This is a genomic window from Coprococcus intestinihominis (assembly GCF_040096555.1).
In the GTDB taxonomy this organism is placed as follows: domain Bacteria; phylum Bacillota; class Clostridia; order Lachnospirales; family Lachnospiraceae; genus Coprococcus_A; species Coprococcus_A intestinihominis.
In genome coordinates this window covers 1-17,639 of the sequence record NZ_JBBMEK010000042.1, presented here as the reverse complement: position 1 = coordinate 17,639, position 17,639 = coordinate 1, and the positions used below count along the sequence as shown (strand labels likewise).

17 protein-coding genes are annotated in these 17,639 nt (G+C 45.2%); 7 read left to right on the top strand and 10 right to left on the bottom strand.

Translation table 11 applies throughout. The features are described from left to right. The 9 genes from WMO25_RS05230 to glpK form a co-directional block, all read right to left on the bottom strand. Window positions 1–918, bottom strand: a 918-nt coding sequence (locus WMO25_RS05230) for a phosphoglucose isomerase-related protein (RefSeq protein ID WP_349084437.1), incomplete at its 3' end; no start/stop codon positions are given. A gap of 20 nt (window positions 919–938) precedes the next feature. Then, a complete protein-coding gene (locus WMO25_RS05225) occupies window positions 939–2,414 on the bottom strand; it encodes a lactate racemase domain-containing protein (protein ID WP_015513693.1) in 1,476 nt (491 codons plus the stop codon). A 223-nt stretch (window positions 2,415–2,637) separates the two neighbouring features. Beyond that, entirely contained in the window at window positions 2,638–3,732 is a 1,095-nt protein-coding gene (locus WMO25_RS05220; protein WP_117541159.1) for an ABC transporter substrate-binding protein, read from the bottom strand. Window positions 3,733–3,882: 150 nt separating this feature from the next. After that, complete coding sequence (locus tag WMO25_RS05215) at window positions 3,883–4,674, bottom strand: ABC transporter ATP-binding protein (RefSeq protein ID WP_015513690.1); 792 nt, start codon at window positions 4,672–4,674, stop codon at window positions 3,883–3,885. Then, window positions 4,650–5,441, bottom strand: a complete 792-nt coding sequence (locus tag WMO25_RS05210; RefSeq protein ID WP_015513689.1) for an ABC transporter permease — start codon at window positions 5,439–5,441, stop codon at window positions 4,650–4,652. Before WMO25_RS05210 ends, WMO25_RS05215 begins: the two co-directional genes overlap by 25 nt. Window positions 5,442–5,492: 51 nt before the next feature. Then, window positions 5,493–6,329 carry a triose-phosphate isomerase gene (locus WMO25_RS05205; protein ID WP_015513688.1) on the bottom strand — a complete coding sequence of 279 codons (837 nt, stop codon included), beginning with the start codon at window positions 6,327–6,329 and terminating at the stop codon, window positions 5,493–5,495. 63 nt (window positions 6,330–6,392) lie between these two features. Further along, entirely contained in the window at window positions 6,393–7,559 is a 1,167-nt protein-coding gene (locus WMO25_RS05200; RefSeq protein WP_015513687.1) for a diphosphate--fructose-6-phosphate 1-phosphotransferase, read from the bottom strand. 320 nt (window positions 7,560–7,879) lie between these two features. Next, window positions 7,880–8,668: a sulfite exporter TauE/SafE family protein gene (locus tag WMO25_RS05195; protein WP_117528234.1), complete on the bottom strand. Its 789-nt coding sequence runs from the start codon at window positions 8,666–8,668 to the stop codon at window positions 7,880–7,882. Between the two features lie 97 nt (window positions 8,669–8,765). Next, complete coding sequence (glpK, locus tag WMO25_RS05190) at window positions 8,766–10,259, bottom strand: glycerol kinase GlpK (protein WP_349084434.1); 1,494 nt, start codon at window positions 10,257–10,259, stop codon at window positions 8,766–8,768. 410 nt (window positions 10,260–10,669) lie between these two features. Between glpK and WMO25_RS05185 the strand changes: the two genes are divergently transcribed. The 7 genes from WMO25_RS05185 to WMO25_RS05155 all read left to right on the top strand — a co-directional run bounded on the left by WMO25_RS05185 (window position 10,670) and on the right by WMO25_RS05155 (window position 16,911). Next, complete coding sequence (locus tag WMO25_RS05185) at window positions 10,670–12,217, top strand: L-lactate permease (protein WP_221718580.1); 1,548 nt, start codon at window positions 10,670–10,672, stop codon at window positions 12,215–12,217. A 136-nt stretch (window positions 12,218–12,353) separates the two neighbouring features. Continuing rightward, a complete protein-coding gene (locus WMO25_RS05180; protein WP_256166899.1) occupies window positions 12,354–12,932 on the top strand; it encodes a 2-oxoacid:acceptor oxidoreductase subunit gamma family protein in 579 nt (192 codons plus the stop codon). A gap of 2 nt (window positions 12,933–12,934) precedes the next feature. Further along, window positions 12,935–13,240 (top strand): 4Fe-4S binding protein, encoded by a 306-nt coding sequence (locus tag WMO25_RS05175; protein WP_178438450.1) that lies wholly within the window; start codon window positions 12,935–12,937, stop codon window positions 13,238–13,240. Further along, a complete protein-coding gene (porA, locus tag WMO25_RS05170) occupies window positions 13,240–14,421 on the top strand; it encodes a pyruvate ferredoxin oxidoreductase (RefSeq protein WP_349084433.1) in 1,182 nt (393 codons plus the stop codon). The genes WMO25_RS05175 and porA overlap by 1 nt, the downstream gene beginning before the upstream one ends. Before the next feature lie 12 nt (window positions 14,422–14,433). Further along, the gene (locus WMO25_RS05165; protein WP_250799553.1) at window positions 14,434–15,369 is read left to right on the top strand and encodes a thiamine pyrophosphate-dependent enzyme; all 936 of its coding nucleotides are present in this window, start codon (window positions 14,434–14,436) and stop codon (window positions 15,367–15,369) included. A 52-nt stretch (window positions 15,370–15,421) separates the two neighbouring features. Next, complete coding sequence (locus tag WMO25_RS05160; RefSeq protein WP_178438442.1) at window positions 15,422–15,733, top strand: UxaA family hydrolase; 312 nt, start codon at window positions 15,422–15,424, stop codon at window positions 15,731–15,733. After that, window positions 15,733–16,911, top strand: coding sequence for a UxaA family hydrolase (locus WMO25_RS05155; RefSeq protein ID WP_221718578.1), 1,179 nt, complete (start codon window positions 15,733–15,735; stop codon window positions 16,909–16,911). The genes WMO25_RS05160 and WMO25_RS05155 overlap by 1 nt, the downstream gene beginning before the upstream one ends. A gap of 122 nt (window positions 16,912–17,033) precedes the next feature. On the opposite strand, the gene WMO25_RS05150 is transcribed toward WMO25_RS05155, so the two are convergent. Beyond that, complete coding sequence (locus tag WMO25_RS05150) at window positions 17,034–17,636, bottom strand: GNAT family N-acetyltransferase (protein WP_349084439.1); 603 nt, start codon at window positions 17,634–17,636, stop codon at window positions 17,034–17,036. Between the last annotated feature and the right edge of the window lie 3 nt (window positions 17,637–17,639).

Sequence of the window (17,639 nt, the reverse complement as noted above, 5' to 3'; positions counted from 1 at the left end):
ATCCTGAAGGAACTGTCCGACAGAGTGCAGTTCCTCTGAGTATTCACCACTGATCGGATAAAGTCCCTGATCTTCTTTGCCTTCACTCTCTGCAAATAACTGGATCCACCATTTATAGAACCAGTGAAGCTGTGGTTCAAAGGATGCCAGCATTTCCATTCTGTATCCTTCGTTATAATAGAGATTTCTTGCCACCGCATAGCGATAAGCAGACTGTGTGATGTCTCTGCAGCCTTTTAACTCAACTGCCATATCGGCTGCCCCCTTAACAAGGGCACGGATATCAATGCCGGCCACGGCCATAGGCAAAAGTCCCACGGCCGTTACCGCTGTATATCTGCCGCCCACTGTCTGCGGAAATTCTACAAAGCTGTATCCGTGCTCTTTGCAGATAGTTTCCAACAGACTATTGCGGGAGCCTGTTGCAATGATACGCTCATTGGCCTTATCCCCATATGTTTCATAAAGATATTCTCTCAGTACCCTGAATGCCGATCCCGGCTCCAGTGTCTGAAAGTTCTTGGCGATACAGTCAATATAAACGGACTTGCCGCTAATCTTTTTCATGACCTGTTCAAAAGCCCATGGTGACAGTGAATTGCCGGCATAGACGATCTCCGGCCCATCACATTCCGGAAAAGCTTCAATCACTGAGCGGGCTGCATTGTTGGAACCGCCCACACCAATGAGAACAAAAACATCTGCATCCCGGCGCACCCTTGCTGCCAGTTCTTCAATGGCACTTAATTCTGCCTCATTGGCCCATGTATCGATATCAAACCATCCGAGAGAATCTCCGTATTTTTCAAAATCGGCTTCACTGCCGATGCCCTCAAGCACCGGCAGATTGTCCTTCAGCATCTGATGATATTTTTCACAGCGTTCCGGCTGATGATCAAACATCTGAAATTGGATCATATTGTTCAAACGCCTCCGTATTAGTGACGATGCCCATATTCATCCATGCAGTCCTCTTCAGGATTCTTCATGCACAAATGCACAGCTGCTCTCTTGTATGTCAGAGGCAGTGCCAGAATGTTTGGATTCTGACCAACAAATTTCTTCTTGGCATCTTCAAGGGCTTCTTCAAATGTCGCTCTTGTCTTTAAGCCCATGCCTCTTGCATAGCCAGGTTCCTGAGCACCGACAATGTAAATGGCACTTGTATTCATTTCAGCAATATGACCGCAGGACATCATGGAGAAACCATGGAATGGATGGAACGCATTGCAGAAACGATATTTGCGGATATATTCTTCATTTGTTGCAAAATATTCACCGTAACGATCGATATCCGGCAGTGTATTCATATGATCATGCTGGAACAGCTCATACTGTTCTCTCAGATATGGCCATAATTCATCATGGAAATAGCCGTTGCATGCAGATGAACAGATGATGACGCAATTATCGCTCATGATTCTCTTGAAACGAAGTACCTGTGCACTTAAAGCCTGCATCATCATGATCGGGTTTGTGCCCATGCCGTCGCCATAGTGGAATTTCTGAGGCATACCAAATACAAGTACATCGTATTTCTTCTCTGCCCAGTGGACATAAGTTCTCTTATCTGCCAGTTTCCAGCTGATCGGCATCATTTCCTTAGCGTAACCGGAATAAATCGCAATCTGTCTTGAATAAGTATCCAAAACGGCATCACAGCAGAAGAACGGATGCCCCATCTTCTCTTCCATATGCATACTGATCTCATCGAATTTATGTCTCATTAAGCTGCCGCCGTTAACAGGTGTAAAGTCGTCTCTGTGCATAACAGACGGCACATGATGGCTGGCGATACATCTCCAGTTTGTGATACCTGTTGCACTGTGCTTGTAACCGCCTGAATAACCGCCGTAAGGGTTGCCCTGTACGTGACCGATGAGGATCGGCAGATCTGAATCATAAACATATTTGTTCATATAAACAGGATCACCGCGCTTTGTTGTACCAAGATAGATCATATGCTCCTGATCTTCGCTGTCGTGGCTGATGATCTGACCTGAATGCCAGAATTCATTGAACAGTTCATCACCGAAAATTGCCTTGGCATCGGATGCTTTACTTCTCGGATGAAGTCCATTGGAAATGATAAACAGGATATCTTTCTTTTCTACGCCTGCTGCATAAAGTTCTTTTAAAATATATTTAATGCTTAATTTTCTATGGCTTGTTGGCTGCTCGCCGCCTTTAACACGGTCCGGAACAATGATCGTAACTGTTGTACCTTTGTGTGCAAGCTCTGTTAATGTCGGCATGCCGATCGGATGTGCCAGGCTCTCAAGATATGCAGCCTCTAACTGGTCCTCCGGAATACATGCAGGATCCTTCACTGTTTCACCAGAAATAAATACATCTGTATTATCCGGCAGTTCTGCCTGCATTGTGCCTAATCCATATTCAAAATCAAGTTTCATGTTATTTCCTCCCGATTATAATATTATCTGAGTTATAAGTCGTCTGTTTCCAGAAAATTGGAAACCCGGCGGATAGGCCGCCACCCGGTACACCGAAATTTGACATTTTTCGGCATACAAAAGGTGCCTCATGGTAATGAGCCACAAGGCACCTGCTTTTATCTGCCATTTTACTGTTAAAGATGGCAGATACTGCCCTGCAGTAAAGAATTAAAAATTCAGATTACTTACCTGCCTCTTCCATAACGTCGAATAATACATAGTCTTCTACAGGCACTTCAGATTCAACATCACCATTGTCGATGAAGTTCTTCTGCTGTACTTCATAGTAACCTTTGATTGTACCATCGCCTACATATTTAAGAAGTGTTGCGCTGTCAAGCCAAGCACCGTCGCCTGTCTGAGCAAGTGCGCTTTCTTTGTCTGTACCGCATTCCTGAGCAACATAACCTGCAACTTCATCATAGTTGTCTGGGTTTGAAGCGAAATCCATTGCTTTGTAAAGAGCCTTTGTAAATTTCACAAGAACGTCTTTGTTTGTTTCTGCGTAGCTTGGCATGCAGATCCAGCTTGCACAGTCAGCTGCGATATCAGAGAATGTTGTATTTGTACAGAATGTCTGAACATCATCGCCAAGTTCGTTTGCAATTGTTGTTGAGCTTGGAGACCAAGGAGCACAAGCGTCGATAGAACCGGAAACGATTGCACTTACCATGTTGCTGACTTCCATATCATATGCTTCAATATCATCCATTGTCAGGCCAACGGAATTAAGAGCTCTCTTTAAGATTGTTTCTGAAGATGTACCGGATGCATAAGCAACTTTCTTACCCTTCAGATCTTCAAGGGAGTTTACACCATGAGATTTAAGACCCATTACACAGTCTGCGTTGCCGAGCTGTGAGAAGCAGAAGATATCTGCCTGACCTTTGATACACAGTTTGTGTGCACCAGGTCCGATGTAAGCGACATCAATTGAACCGGATTCCATAGAAGCGATTTCTGTAGGACCGTCCTGGAACATGTAAAGCTGAACATCAAGACCTTCATCCTTGAAGTATCCTTTGTTGATTGCTGTTGCTACCTGCCACAGTGATGCGTAGTTTGCCATGTAAGCAACGTTCACATGTGTCAGATCACCTGAAGCTGCATCTGATGCTTCTGTTTCCCCTGTTGTTTCAGATGCTGCAGCAGTTTCTGATGCTGCCTCTGTTGATGCAGGTGCCTGTGTTTCTTTTGCAGATGAGCTTCCGCATCCTGCTAAAGCACCCATTACCATTGCTGCTGTTACAACAACTGCCATGATTCTTTTTTTCATTTCCCAATCTCTCCTTTTCCTAAAAAAAGTGTGTCGGTGACCGGTTCATTACGCCGTTCATCTGTATCATTATAATCTCACATTCCGCGCAGAGCAGTCATTTCCTGAAGATGACGCTTCTGTGCGGTCTGCAAGATAATAATTCACTTATTATTTCTGAACTTCCAGATATTCCTGATATACCTGACTCCAAATGTAATTCTTCAATTCAACGAATCTCGGACTCATCTTTGTTGCCTGATCTCTCGGATGAGGAATATCAATATCGATGATCTCTTTGATACGTCCAGGACGTGCACTCATGATGACAACTCTTGATGCCAGTACGATGGCTTCTTCAATATCATGGGTAACAAAGAAACATGTCTTGTTCTCTTCCTGCCATGTCTTTAACAACTCTGTCTGAAGCTGTGTTCTTGTCTGGGCATCCAGAGCACCAAAAGGCTCATCCATAAGAAGAACAGAAGGATTAACGGCATAAGCTCTTGCAATGGCCACACGCTGTTTCATACCACCGGATAATTCCTTCGGATAAGAATCTATAAACTTCTCAAGACCTACCATCTTGATATACTTCTCAGCGATGGCATCCATTTCTGTCTGGGACTTGCCCTGAAGTTTCAGACCAAACTGAACATTTTTCTTAACTGTCAGCCAAGGGAACAGTGCATACTGCTGGAAGACAACGCCTCGATCCACGCCTGTACCTTCAACTTTGTGTCCATCTACGATAACTTCACCGGATGTCGGTTCCAGAAGACCTGCGATAATATTCAAAAGTGTGGACTTACCGCAGCCGGAAGGTCCGATAACACAGATAAACTCATTCTCCATGATGTCAAGATTGGCACCATTTAAAGCGATCATTTCACCATTTCGTGTGTCGTATTTCTTTACGACATTACGAATACTGACTTTTATATTTCCCTCTTTTCCTGCCATCCTGTTAACTTCCTTTCAAAATATTTAAGAATCTTCTCTGCCAGCATACCGATGATACCGATGATAATAATGTAGAGAAGCATTGGTGTTGTTTCATAAGAGTTAGATAATGCTTTGATACGCATACCAAGACCGGCAACTGCACCTGTTGATTCGGCAGCGATCAGTGTTGTCAGGGCTGTTGAAATACCAAGACGGATAGCTGTGATAATAAATGGTGTTGTTGCTGGGAAAATAACCTTAACGAAAAGGTCTGAATCCTTTGCACCAAGTACTCTTGCAGCTTTGATCAATGTCTCATCCACGTTGATAACACCCTGGAAAATTGTGACTGTCATTGTAAGGAATGTAGCCAGCCAGATAACGATGACCTGAGGTGTACGACCGACACCAACACCGATAACAACCAGTGGTACGTAAGCCAGTGGTGGAATGTTTCTGATGAACTGGATCCATGGCTCAATGATGAATCTTACAGGTCTGTACCATGCCATCAGGAACGCAACCGGAACGGCTGTAACGAAACCGATCAGGAAACCAAGTAATACGGAAATCAAACTGCTTCCGATATCCTTGAACAGTAAACCTCTTGAAACCATCGTCTGGATGGAACCAATAACTTTAATCGCATTCGGAAAACATCTGGATGTACTTGGGATGATTGATAAAACTGTCCATAATATCAATGCTACTACTAATGAAATCAGCAGCCAGACACCCTTTGGAATCTTTCCGACAAAATCAGCGCCTTTGCTCTTCTTGCCCATTCTAAAAAACCTCCATTTTAAATTCTGTCTGTAAACGATATGTACTGTGAATTAATATCCGAGATAAGTCTTAATGATCTCCAGATATTCATCCGGATAAAAACCAATCTCTCCTGAAAATCTTGTTAACGCGATCAAACCGCCGTCAATCTCTTTGACGGATGCAAGCATCTTCGCATTGTCTGTCTTTAAGCCGCCGCCATAGACAACATCCATGCCATCTGTCACTTCCTTGACATAAGAAGCAATCTTCCTGATATAATCTGCATCCGGCGGAATCTTGCCAGGTCCAATGGCCCATACAGGCTCATAGGCAATGGTGACTTTACTCTTGTCTACGCCTTCAAGACCTACTGTCAACTGTTCCTTCAGAACTTCCTGCCATCTTGGTTGTTCATCGGCATTCTCCCCGATACAGTAAAGTACATCCAAACCAGCTGCAATAGCTGCCTTAATCTCTTTGTTCAGGATCCGGTTGACAGCTGCTGCATCTGTACCCTTGCCTTCAGCAATGATACTCAGCTTATCACGGCGCTCTTCACAGTGACCGATCAGTACAGCATCACACCCGATGGCTTTCATGGCATTACCTGTACGATTTGAAGTAAATGCACCGAAGTTGCCGCCAACGGCTGTATCCTGTCCCAGAACACTCTGTGGTCCGATCTTCAATGCACTGTCTGCTTTTCTTGCTGAAACAGCACCAATCAGATGGGCTTCCGGGAAAAACATGGCAAACTCTACATCCTTTGGATTGTAGGCCGCCAGCTGATCCTGTGTGTGGGAGACAATATATGGTCCCCATTCCGCCGGCGAAGCGATGCGGTTGACGCCGCCTGTCTCTGTTGGAATATCAAATCTCTTCAGATTCAGATAAATATGTTTCATTGTTACAATTTCCTCCCTATATTGTATCATCTATTCTCTTTCCAGTATATGGATAAGAAACTTTTAGATATAGTCTCTGAAATTCAGGAATTCAGGAAGCGGGCCACCGATCAGCGGTTCGCACCATTTCACAAATTCATCCGTGATGTCATTGCCTCTCTCGTTGATATAAGCTTCAGGAAGCTTTCTCTCATAAAGCATGACATCCTTCAGCGGTACAAGTACCGGTTCAACCTGATAAATATCCCCGGGCTGACGTTTAAAGCCGATCATATGTCCACCATTGCCGCTAGTCACAGCTTTGACAGCCAGCTCACCTACCAGAATTGCTTCTGCTCTGTCCACCGGTGACTGGAGGGCAATAGATGCTCTTCCGCAGATACCCGGTTTCTCACTTCTGGCTTTGATACCCAGTTTCTTAATGACCAACTCAGCCAGATAAGCACTGACATCGCCATAATATACAGCTCTGTCGCTCTTGAAAATCGGAGGAACAATGGATTCACCATTCACGTTCGTCAAACCTTCACTGGCAACAACAACAACGCCGCCTTTTTCCTTGTAAAGTCTTTCTACATCTTCCAGAAATTCATCTTCATGGAATGGTCTTTCCGGTACATAGATCAGATGCGGTGCATCACCTTTCTTACGTCTTGCAAGGGCTGATGCTGCAGTGATCCATCCGGCATTTCTTCCCATGGCCTCAATGACACTGACATGGATTGGAAGTGACTTAACATCCTCTCCGACTTCCTGTGTCGTTGCTGCCAGATATCTGGCGGCACTGCCATAGCCCGGTACATGATCTGTCATTGCAATATCATTATCCACCGTTTTCGGAATACCTGCAACACCAATGCCGTGATCCCGACAAACTTCATAAATATGTTCACATGCATCCATCGTACCATTCCCGCCATTTAAAAGAACATAACCGATATGGTGTTTCTTGAAAATCTCAGGCATCTTCGCATAATCTTCTTCATACAGCGGATATCTGGATGATCCGATGGCCGAAGCCGGTGTGTGAAGCAGAAGTTTCAGCTTCTCATCTGAAAATGCTGTCAGATCAAGAAACTGTTCTGTAAAGATTGCGCCTGTTCCGCCAATTGCTCCCAGAACCTTTCCAATTGATGGATTCTTTTTAGCTTCACGGATAACGCCATACAAAGATGCATTGATTACTGCGGTCGGTCCGCCTCCATGTACAACTAAAAGATTATCTGCCATTTATCTGCACTCCTATCATTTTGTACACAATTATATAATGTGCACAAATGTTTTACATTTTTTGTCAATGCTTTGTTTCTTTTGATATACTTATCCTAACACAGTTTTTGTTTAAAATAAGGCCTATTTTATCCAAACGTTATCCTACTTTTTGCACATTTTACAAAATTTTTTTTGTGTATTTTCAACGATACAATTTTGATATATTCAATTTTAACACAAAATTGGAAATTTCTTCCGACTTTTTGTGACGAAAAAGCAGACTAAAAAGGTCAAAAACCATTTTAGTCTGCTAAAGCTTTGACGCAAACGTTTGCTTTTTAAAGAGCAACTGCGAATTTATAAGTATTGTAAATATTGATGCAGATGATGATAAACATCAATGCCATAAACAATTTGTCAACTTTCTCATCCTCGATCTTCTTGTTGATCCTGCTGCCGATCGTACCGCCCAGAAGACCGCCGATGACCATCACTGCAAGATAAGACAGCTGCACCGGCGGAATCGTTCCCGTAACGACGGTCTGAACCAGACTGGTAACCTGTGAAAAGACAATAATGTACAGGGAAGCCAGTGCTGACTCTTTGGTGGACATCGAAAAAAGAAATCCCAGAACCATCAGGTTGATAGGGCCGCCGCCAATACCAAGGAAACTTGACATAATGCCGAGCACTAGTCCCACAATCACACACACAGCAGCATTATTCAGTGTCAGTGTATGTATTTTCTTCTTAAAAATTGTATACACAAACGTTATACCTGTCACGCCGATCAGCACGATCGCCTGCACCATGCCTACGAAATTCTCATTGCCCACGGATGTCTTCACTGCCACAAACATCATCTTGCCGGCCACACCGCCAACAGCTGCACCAACGGCCAATAAGGTCGCAATCCGAAGATTCAGTTTCTTGCCGGCACGCATGTTCTTGTATACCGATACCACCGACATAGTCAGAACCGTACAGCCGGACAGAAAACTGATACATGATACGCTCATCACATTCATGGCGTCCAATACCGGCTTGATGATCACACCACCGCCGATACCACAGATGGAGCCCACGATGGATGCCAACAGGCTGACCGCAAAAAATACCACTATCATATTTCATTACACCTCCATTAACATGATGTAAGCATAACACTCACCCGGCAAAAATCAAAGGGATATAAAGCAAAACGTTTGCTTTATATCCCTTTTTTTAGTGTTCTTCCCAATCAAAAGCACATCGAACTGCTTTGTGCCAGCCCCGAAGCAGTTTCTCACGCTTCTCATTCTGCATATCCGGAATAAATGTCCTGGACAGCGACCAATTCTGTTTGATCTCATCCTTATCCTTCCAGTAGCCCACAGCCAGCCCTGCAAGATACGCCGCGCCAAGGGCCGTTGTCTCAATGCATTCCGGCCGAAGCACATGTCGGTCCAGAAGATCTGCCTGAAACTGCATCAGGAAATTGTTGGCACAGGCACCGCCGTCTACCCTGAGATCCGTCAGCCGAATACCTGCATCCTTCTCCATAGCTTTCAGTATATCATAGACCTGATAAGCCAGTGATTCCAGGGTTGCCCGGATAAAGTGGGCCTTTGTAAAGCCTCTTGTGATACCGACAACCGCACCTCTGGCATACTGATCCCAATAAGGGGCACCTAATCCCGTAAAAGCAGGCACCACATAACCGCCGGCCGTATCATCCACGCTTTCAGCAAATGCTTCCGACTCCGATGATTTTTTCAAAAGCTCCAGGCCATCTCTTAACCACTGAATAGCCGCTCCTGCCACAAATACACTGCCCTCCAGAGCATATTCCATATTTTCATCCGTGCCTGCTGCAATGGTCGTCAGGAGCCCCTGCTCAGATTCAACGGCATGATGCCCTGTGTTCATTAGCAGGAAGCATCCCGTGCCATATGTATTCTTGGCCATGCCTTCTTCAAAACAACATTGACCAAACAAAGCTGCCTGCTGATCCCCCGCTGCCCCTGAAATAGCGATGGTACCGCCGGTTACATCCGGATCTGTATACCCGTAAATGCAGCTGGACGGTTTCACTTCAGGCATCATAGTCATCGGAATATCCAAAACTTCCAGCAAACGCTCATTCCAGCAAAGGCTGTGAATATCAAACAGCATGGTTCTTGAGGCATTGGTATAATCCGTTACATGGATCCTGCCGCCGGACAGATTCCAGATCAGCCATGTATCAATGGTTCCAAAGAGCAGTTCACCCTTTTTGGCCCGCTCCCTGGCGTCTTCCACGTGATCCAGAATCCATTTAATCTTTGTCCCGGAAAAATAAGCATCCGGGATCAACCCCGTTGTCTTCTTGATAAAGGCTTCATATCCCTTTGCCTTCAAATCCTCAATGATAGGTGCTGTTCTTCTGCACTGCCAGACAATGGCATTGTAAATCGGTTTACCCGTCTTTTTATCCCAGACAACCGTTGTCTCACGCTGATTGGTAATACCGATGCCGGCAATATTCTCCGCAGTGACATGTGCCTTCCCCATGGCTTCTGCCATCACATCCTGAATACTCTGCCAGATTTCCATAGGATCATGTTCCACCCACCCCGGATTCGGAAAAATCTGAGTAAACTCTTTCTGCGCCACGCTGACAATTCTTCCTCCATGGTCAAATAAAATGCATCTTGAGCTTGTGGTTCCCTGATCCAGTGAAATGATATACTTCGACATATGTAAAATCCCCCTTATTCCCCTTTTTGTGCTTCCCGAAAACTAAGGTCAAAATTCCGTCCTCTATGCACACGGATTATTGTCTCCTTTATTATAACATATTTGATTGTATTTATACAGATACAATACAGCGCATCTGTTTTATCTGATAATTTCATTTATTGTCGATGAATTGACGGAATGTGTTAATTCTCTTTTGTCATTTTCAATATTTTTTCATTTTATTAATGGATTTTTTCGTCATTTTGTATTATACTTAAATTATGTTCAACCACTCAGATCATCATTTTTATTATCTGAGCATCGGTACACTATTTATTTTTAGGCAATATATACAGCATCTTGTCCGTGAAGCACATCCAAAAGGCATCTTTTTTCGTATATATTGTCAGGGGAAAGGGGCGACGTTTATGTTCGTGGAATTCATTCTTGCATTACTTCCTATCATCTGGCTTTTCATTGCCTTTCTTGTACTGAAAATGCCCGGCTACATCGGATGTCTGATCGCACTGGCTATCTCCATTGTAGAGAGTCTTGTTATTCCGGCATTCAGCCTGACAGTACCTGAAGCTTTGACCGCAGCCATTGAAGGTGGTATCGGCGCGATCTGGCCAATCTGTCTGATCATTCTGGCAGCCATGTTTACTTACAATATCTGTGTAAAAACAGGTGCTATGGAAATGATCAAACGCCTTCTTACATCTGTAACCAATGACAAGCGTGTCCTTGTTATGCTGCTTACATGGGGCTTCGGCGGTTTCATGGAAGCCATCGCAGGTTTTGGTACACCTGTTGCTATCCCTGCAGCTATGATGGTTGGTCTCGGCTTTGACCCAATCTTCTCCGCTGTTGTCTGCCTGGTTGCCAACTCCATTGCACCGCCATTCGGTTCCGTTGCCATTCCTACAACATCCGCAGCCGGCGCTGTTGGTCTTGATGCAGCTCTTTTATCGGGTCCTGCCATCAACATGCTGATTATTCCGGCCATTATCGTTCCATTCATCATCGTATGGATGACCGGTAAAGCCTGCGGTTCCAAGAAACCTTTTGAAGGCATGATTCCTTTCACCATCGTTGCTGCTCTTTCTTATATCATCCCTGCAGCCATCGTTGGTAATTTTGTAGGTGCAGAATTTGTCGACCTTATCGGCTGTGTGATCTGTCTGATCGTTCTGGTCGTTTTTGCAAAGAAAATGCCGCCTACAACAGATCCTGCTTATATGATCGAAGCCAGTGAAGAAGAGGCTTCTGATGTTAAATTCGGTATGGGTGCCGCTGTGCTTCCGTATATCCTGATGCTTGTTTTCCTGCTTGGTACATCCAAGCTTGTTCCACCGATCAACGCCTTCCTTGGCAAGTTTTCAACAGCTTTCTCTGTATATGCCGGTGAAGGTGCCGCCACCATCAAGCTGGCATGGATTGGCAATGCCGGAACATTGATCCTGCTTGCCGGCATCATCGGCGGTTTTGCCCAGCATATGAGTATCGGCGAAATGATTTCAACACTTGGCCAGACATTAAAGAACATGTGGAAAGCCATGGTCACTGTTATTGCCATCATCGCTCTTGCCAAGGTTATGGGCTACAGCGGTATGACAACAGCCATCGCAACTTTACTTGCTGATCTTACCGGATCTATTTTCCCATTGTTCGCACCAATCTGCGGTATCCTCGGTACATTCGTAACAGGTTCCACAACATCTTCCGGTGTATTATTTGCCAAGATGCAGTATGAGGTTGCTGAACTTATCGGTGCCAACCCTGTTATGCTGGTTGCCGCCAACCTTGCAGGCGGCGGTATCGGCAAACTGATCTCCCCTCAGAGTATCGCCATCGGTGTTGCTGCGATCGGACTTGAAGGCTCTGACGGCAAGATCATGACAAAGACTGTTGGTATCTGTATTGTATTAGGTGTCATCGTATGTATTATGTCCTATCTGCTGGCTGTTGTTCTTTAACAGCCCGCATTTCAATGTGTTCACTTTGAACACATATCAGATAAGACGCTTGGATATTCCGCTGGATATCTGAAGCGTCTTATCCTTTATAAAAATCATTTTTGAGGATTTTTTACAAATCAAAGGAGGTAAGAAAATGAAGGATTTAATTGAAATCAGATGGCATGGCCGCGGCGGTCAGGGTGCTAAAACGGCTGCCCTCCTACTGGCTGATGTTGCTTTCAATAATGGTCTCTATGTTCAGGGCTTCCCGGAATACGGTCCTGAAAGAATGGGAGCTCCCATTACTGCTTATAATCGTTTAAGTCGTAACCCGATCCGCGTTCATTCCAATATTTATGAGCCGGATTACGTGGTTGTTGTCGATGAGTCTTTAATTGAAAGCGTCGATGTTACTGCCGGTACCAAGGAAGGCGGTGCAATCATCATCAACTCCCATAAAAGCAGCAATGAATTAAAACCGCTTCTTGAGGAAAAAGGTTATCACGGTCATATTTATACCATTGACGCCCGAAAGATTTCCATTGAAACTCTTGGCAAATATTTTCCGAATTCTCCGATGCTGGCAGCCGTTGTCAAAATTACCGGAGTTATGGAGGAAAAGGCCTTTCTGGAAGATATGCGCAAATCCTACGCCCATAAATTTGCTTCCAAGCCATCCGTTATTGACGGCAATATGAAAGCATTGGAAATTGCTTTAAAGGAGGTACATTGAGTATGAAAACTGATATCAGAAAACAGGATATTGATGTTACCTGGCAGAATCTGAATCCCGGTACTGTTGTAACAGGCGGTGCCACGGCTCCTGAATTCAATACAGGTGAATGGCGTGTCAATGTGCCGGTTCTGGATATGGACAAATGCAAACAATGTCTGATGTGCGTGCCGGTTTGTCCGGATTCCTCCATTCCTGTAAAAAACCAGAAACGTGAAGATTTTGACCTGATGCACTGCAAAGGCTGCGGTATCTGTGCCAAAGTATGTCCATTCGGTGCCATCACCATGAAAGAAGGTGACGAATAATGTCAATCAGAGAAAGATTATCCGGTAATGAAGCGATTGCAACTGCCATGCGCCAGATTAATCCTGACGTTGTCGCAGCCTTTCCAATTACGCCATCAACAGAAATCCCTCAGTATTTTTCCAGCTATGTTGCCAATGACAAAGTCGATTCTGTTTTTGTTCCCGTAGAAAGTGAACACAGCGCCATGAGTGCCACCATCGGTGCCTCCGCAGCCGGTGCCCGCGCCATGACCGCAACTTCTTCCTGCGGCCTTGCCTATATGTGGGAAATGCTTTATGTGGCAGCCTCCGACAGACTGCCGCTGGCTCTGGCTCTTGTCAACCGTGCTCTCTCCGGGCCGATCAACATCAACTGTGACCACTCTGATGCCATGGGTGCCCGTGACGCCGGCTGGATCCAGCTGTTCTCAGAAAATAACCAGGAAGCTTATGATAATATGGTCATGGCTTTCCGTATTTCCGAGCATCCGGATGTCCGTCTGCCGATCATGGTCTGCCAGGATGGCTTTATCATCAGCCACGGTGTTGAAAATATCGAACTGTTAGAAGATGATGTTGTCAAAAATTTTGTAGGTGAATACAGACCCGAACACTATCTTCTGAATGCATCCGAGCCGCTGGCCATCGGACCTTATGCGAATCCGCCTTATGTTATGGAAGCCAAACGTGCTAATCTTCAGGCACTGGAAAATTCCAAAAAGGTTATGTTAGATGTTGCTGCAGATTTTGAGAGAATTTCAGGCAGAAAATACAGCTTCTTTGAATCCTACCGCATGGAAGATGCTGACTATGCCATGGTCATCATGGGAAGTGCTGCCGGCACAGGCAAGGACGCTGTTGATGCACTCCGCAGCATGGGTATCCGTGCCGGCCTGATCAAAGTCCGCATGTTCCGTCCATTCCCGGCATCCCAGATTGCAGAAGCATTAAAGAATGTCAAAGTTGTTGCCTGCATGGATCGTACAGAAAGTTTCAATACGGTCACAGGTCCTCTGGGCGCCGATGTCAGATGTGCACTTTATGATGCCGGCATCCACGCGAAATTCGTTAATTATGTATATGGTCTCGGCGGTCGTGATGTTACTGTTGCAAGCCTTACAAGTGTCTATGAGGATATGATGAAAATTGCCGCTGACGGCACAGTCGGACAGACATATCGTTATCTGTCCCTGAAGGGATAAGGAGGAATCGAAATGGCATATAATTTTAAAGAATATATGGAACGTCCCGACAGACTGACTGCCGGTCACAGAATGTGTGCAGGATGCGGTGCATCCATTGCCCTTAGAAATGTGATGAAAGCTGTTCATCCTGAAGACCATGCAGTTATCTGCAATGCAACAAGCTGTATGGAAGTTTCCACTTTTATCTATCCATACACAGCATGGCAGGATTCCTACATTCACACAGCATTTGAAAATGCCAGTGCAACCTGTTCAGGCGTGGAAGCTGCTTACAGAGCCATGTCCAAAAAAGGCAAAATAGACGGTACTTACAAATTTATCGCTGTAGGCGGCGACGGCGGAACGTATGACATCGGTTTCCAGTCCCTTTCCGGTGCTATGGAGAGAAACACCGATATGGTTTATGTCTGCTATGACAATGAAGCCTATATGAACACAGGTATCCAGCGTTCTTCTGCAACACCTCTGTATGCGGATACAACAACAACACCTGTCGGTACAGTCAGCAACGGCAAACCGCAAAACCGCAAAGATCTGGCTGAAGTAATCGCAGCTCATCACGTACCATATGTTGCCCAGACAACATTTGTCCAAAATTTCAGGGATTTACATATCAAATCCGAGAAAGCTTTATACACACCCGGGGCCGCTTTCCTCAATATTATGGCACCGTGTCCTCGCGGATGGCGCTATAATACACCGGATATCATTGATCTGTGCAAAGCTGCTGTGGATACCTGTTTTTGGCCATTATTTGAATGTTATGACGGTGAAAAATGGGTTGTCAATTACATTCCAAAGAAAAAACTGCCAATTGAAGATTTCCTGAGAAGCCAGGGTCGTTTTGCCCACCTTTTCAAACCGGAAAATGAACATCTCATTGAAGATATCCAGAGAGAAATCGACAGACGCTGGGAAAATCTTCTGACAAGAGCCAACGCATAATCATGACTTACAAAACAGCAACTGAAAAACTGAAAGGAGCGTATGACTTACAATGGCTGAAGTTTTTGCATTAAAAGCAATTGACCACGATAATGTGGCCACCGTCTTTACCAACGACGTCAAAGCCGGCATGATCGCCAACGTCGCAGACAAAAAGGGCCACCACTTTGAAATTCAATTATTGTCTGATGTTCCTTACGGACACAAGATTGCCCTCTGCGATATTAAAAAGGGCGAAGAAATTATTAAATACGGTGAGGCCATCGGTGCCGCATCCAGGGATATTGCTGCAGGTGATTATGTCCATATCCACAACATGGACAGTCAGCGCGGACGCGGTGATCTGGAAGGAGGGACAGTGTAATGGGTTATACATTCAATGGTTATCGCCGTCCTGACGGTCAGGTCGGTATCAGAAATTATGTTGGTATTATTCCGAGTGTTACCTGCGCATCAGATGTTGCCTCAGCCATCTGCCGACAGGTACAGGGCTGTGTCACATTTCCGCATCATCAGGGCTGCTGCCAGATGCCGCCGGATCTTGAAAGAGTTACGGACACACTGATCAGTCTCGGCAAAAGCCCGAATCTTGGAGCTGTACTGATCGTCAGCCTGGGCTGTGAAGGTACTGATGTTGAACGCCTGTATAAAGAGGTCTCTGCCACAGGCAAACACGTTGAAATTATCCGTATTCAAGAACTTGGCGGTGTCTCCAACGCCATCCAGAAAGGTACCGACATCGCCCGGAATATGGCCATAGAAATTTCCGGCCTGCAGCGTGAAGAAACAGATATCTCCGAAGTCGTTATGTCCATTAAATGCGGTGCCTCTGATACAACTTCCGGTATCGCTTCCAACTGTGTCATCGGCTATGTTGCTGACAAACTGGTGGATCTTGGTGCAACAGTTATCTTTGGCGAAACAACAGAATTCATTGGCGGTGAACATCTTCTGGCCCGCCGTGCCGTGGGCGGTGAAAACGGTCCTGTCGGCCGGAAGATCTACCAGATCGTCAATGAAATGGAGGGACGTGCCAAAGCCATCGGCTGCGATATGAGAAAAGGTCAGCCAACACCGGGCAATATCGCCGGCGGATTAAGCTCTATTGAAGAAAAGAGCCTTGGAGCTATTATGAAATCCGGCAGCCGTCCGATTCAGGGTGTTCTTGAATATCCTCAGCATGCTGCCGGCTGCAAAGGCCTCTGGATCAAGGATACTCCGGGACGTGAACCGGAAATCCTGACAGGTATGGCTGCAACAGGCGCCCAGTTTATGATGTTCTCCACCGGCCGCGGTGCCCCTCAGGGCTTTCCGTGCATGCCGGTGATCAAAATCTGCGGCAATCCAAATACTTACGAACGGATGAAAAACGATATGGATCTCAACGCCGGTGTCATTATTGAGGGCAAAAACAGTATCAATGAAGTCGGCGAAGCTGCTTTTGAGAAAATGCTGCGTGTCCTGAACGGGGAAATGACACGAAATGAGGCCATCCAGTACTTTACTTCCATCGATATCCACTGTCTCGGACCTGTCATCTGATAAAAGGTCTACTCTACCACAAAATGCCGTCGCACCGGAGATTTCTATCATCCCGGATGCGACGGCATTCTTTATGTATTTTATCTTCTATTTCTTGTGAACCTGCTTCCCTGAGCCTTCAATTACTTTGCTGCAGATTCTCTTTTCCTGATTTCACGGATCAGACAGTACTGCTTCAGATCAAAGTGTTTCTGTACAATACCAAAAACCTTGAAATCAAAACGCTGATAAAATTCCACATTCACCGGATTGTGCGTCTCCAAAGACACCATCATCCGATGTTTGTCGGCATATCGAATCACCTCATTCATCAGCACATCCGCTAACCCATGATGCTGCATATTCGGTCGCACCGCCAGATAAATTACATGAAGGCGATGTTTCTGATGCAGCTGGTCTGTCCATGCAGAATTCAGGTAATCCCTCCCCAGAATGAAATTCCAGAATGTATGCATGGAAGCATCTTCTTTTAGAAGATAACCATCCGTCTTTAATGCTACCGCAATTTCTGTAAAATACGCTTTAAATAAATGCTCATAGGGTTCCATTTCATCGGAAACCACCAACAGACTGTTGCATTCCGGGCTGTCTGCATAAATATCACAGCATTCATAGAACTCCGTCAGATCACATTTAAAAAGCTCCGGCATCAGCCTTTCCCTGACGTCTTTATTTGGAATCAGGCTATGATAAAGCGGGTCCTCCCTAAAACACTGCGTAAGCAAATT

Coding starts and splice junctions, on each gene's coding strand:
- WMO25_RS05175 (WP_178438450.1), top strand. CDS start 12,935: ATGAAAACTGATATCAGAAAACAGGATATTGATGTTACCTGGCAGAAT.
- WMO25_RS05210 (WP_015513689.1), bottom strand. CDS start 5,441: ATGGGCAAGAAGAGCAAAGGCGCTGATTTTGTCGGAAAGATTCCAAAG.
- WMO25_RS05215 (WP_015513690.1), bottom strand. CDS start 4,674: ATGGCAGGAAAAGAGGGAAATATAAAAGTCAGTATTCGTAATGTCGTA.
- WMO25_RS05185 (WP_221718580.1), top strand. CDS start 10,670: ATGTTCGTGGAATTCATTCTTGCATTACTTCCTATCATCTGGCTTTTC.
- WMO25_RS05205 (WP_015513688.1), bottom strand. CDS start 6,329: ATGAAACATATTTATCTGAATCTGAAGAGATTTGATATTCCAACAGAG.
- WMO25_RS05165 (WP_250799553.1), top strand. CDS start 14,434: ATGGCATATAATTTTAAAGAATATATGGAACGTCCCGACAGACTGACT.
- WMO25_RS05200 (WP_015513687.1), bottom strand. CDS start 7,559: ATGGCAGATAATCTTTTAGTTGTACATGGAGGCGGACCGACCGCAGTA.
- WMO25_RS05220 (WP_117541159.1), bottom strand. CDS start 3,732: ATGAAAAAAAGAATCATGGCAGTTGTTGTAACAGCAGCAATGGTAATG.
- WMO25_RS05155 (WP_221718578.1), top strand. CDS start 15,733: ATGGGTTATACATTCAATGGTTATCGCCGTCCTGACGGTCAGGTCGGT.
- WMO25_RS05160 (WP_178438442.1), top strand. CDS start 15,422: ATGGCTGAAGTTTTTGCATTAAAAGCAATTGACCACGATAATGTGGCC.
- porA (WP_349084433.1), top strand. CDS start 13,240: ATGTCAATCAGAGAAAGATTATCCGGTAATGAAGCGATTGCAACTGCC.
- glpK (WP_349084434.1), bottom strand. CDS start 10,259: ATGTCGAAGTATATCATTTCACTGGATCAGGGAACCACAAGCTCAAGA.
- WMO25_RS05225 (WP_015513693.1), bottom strand. CDS start 2,414: ATGAAACTTGATTTTGAATATGGATTAGGCACAATGCAGGCAGAACTG.
- WMO25_RS05195 (WP_117528234.1), bottom strand. CDS start 8,668: ATGATAGTGGTATTTTTTGCGGTCAGCCTGTTGGCATCCATCGTGGGC.
- WMO25_RS05180 (WP_256166899.1), top strand. CDS start 12,354: ATGAAGGATTTAATTGAAATCAGATGGCATGGCCGCGGCGGTCAGGGT.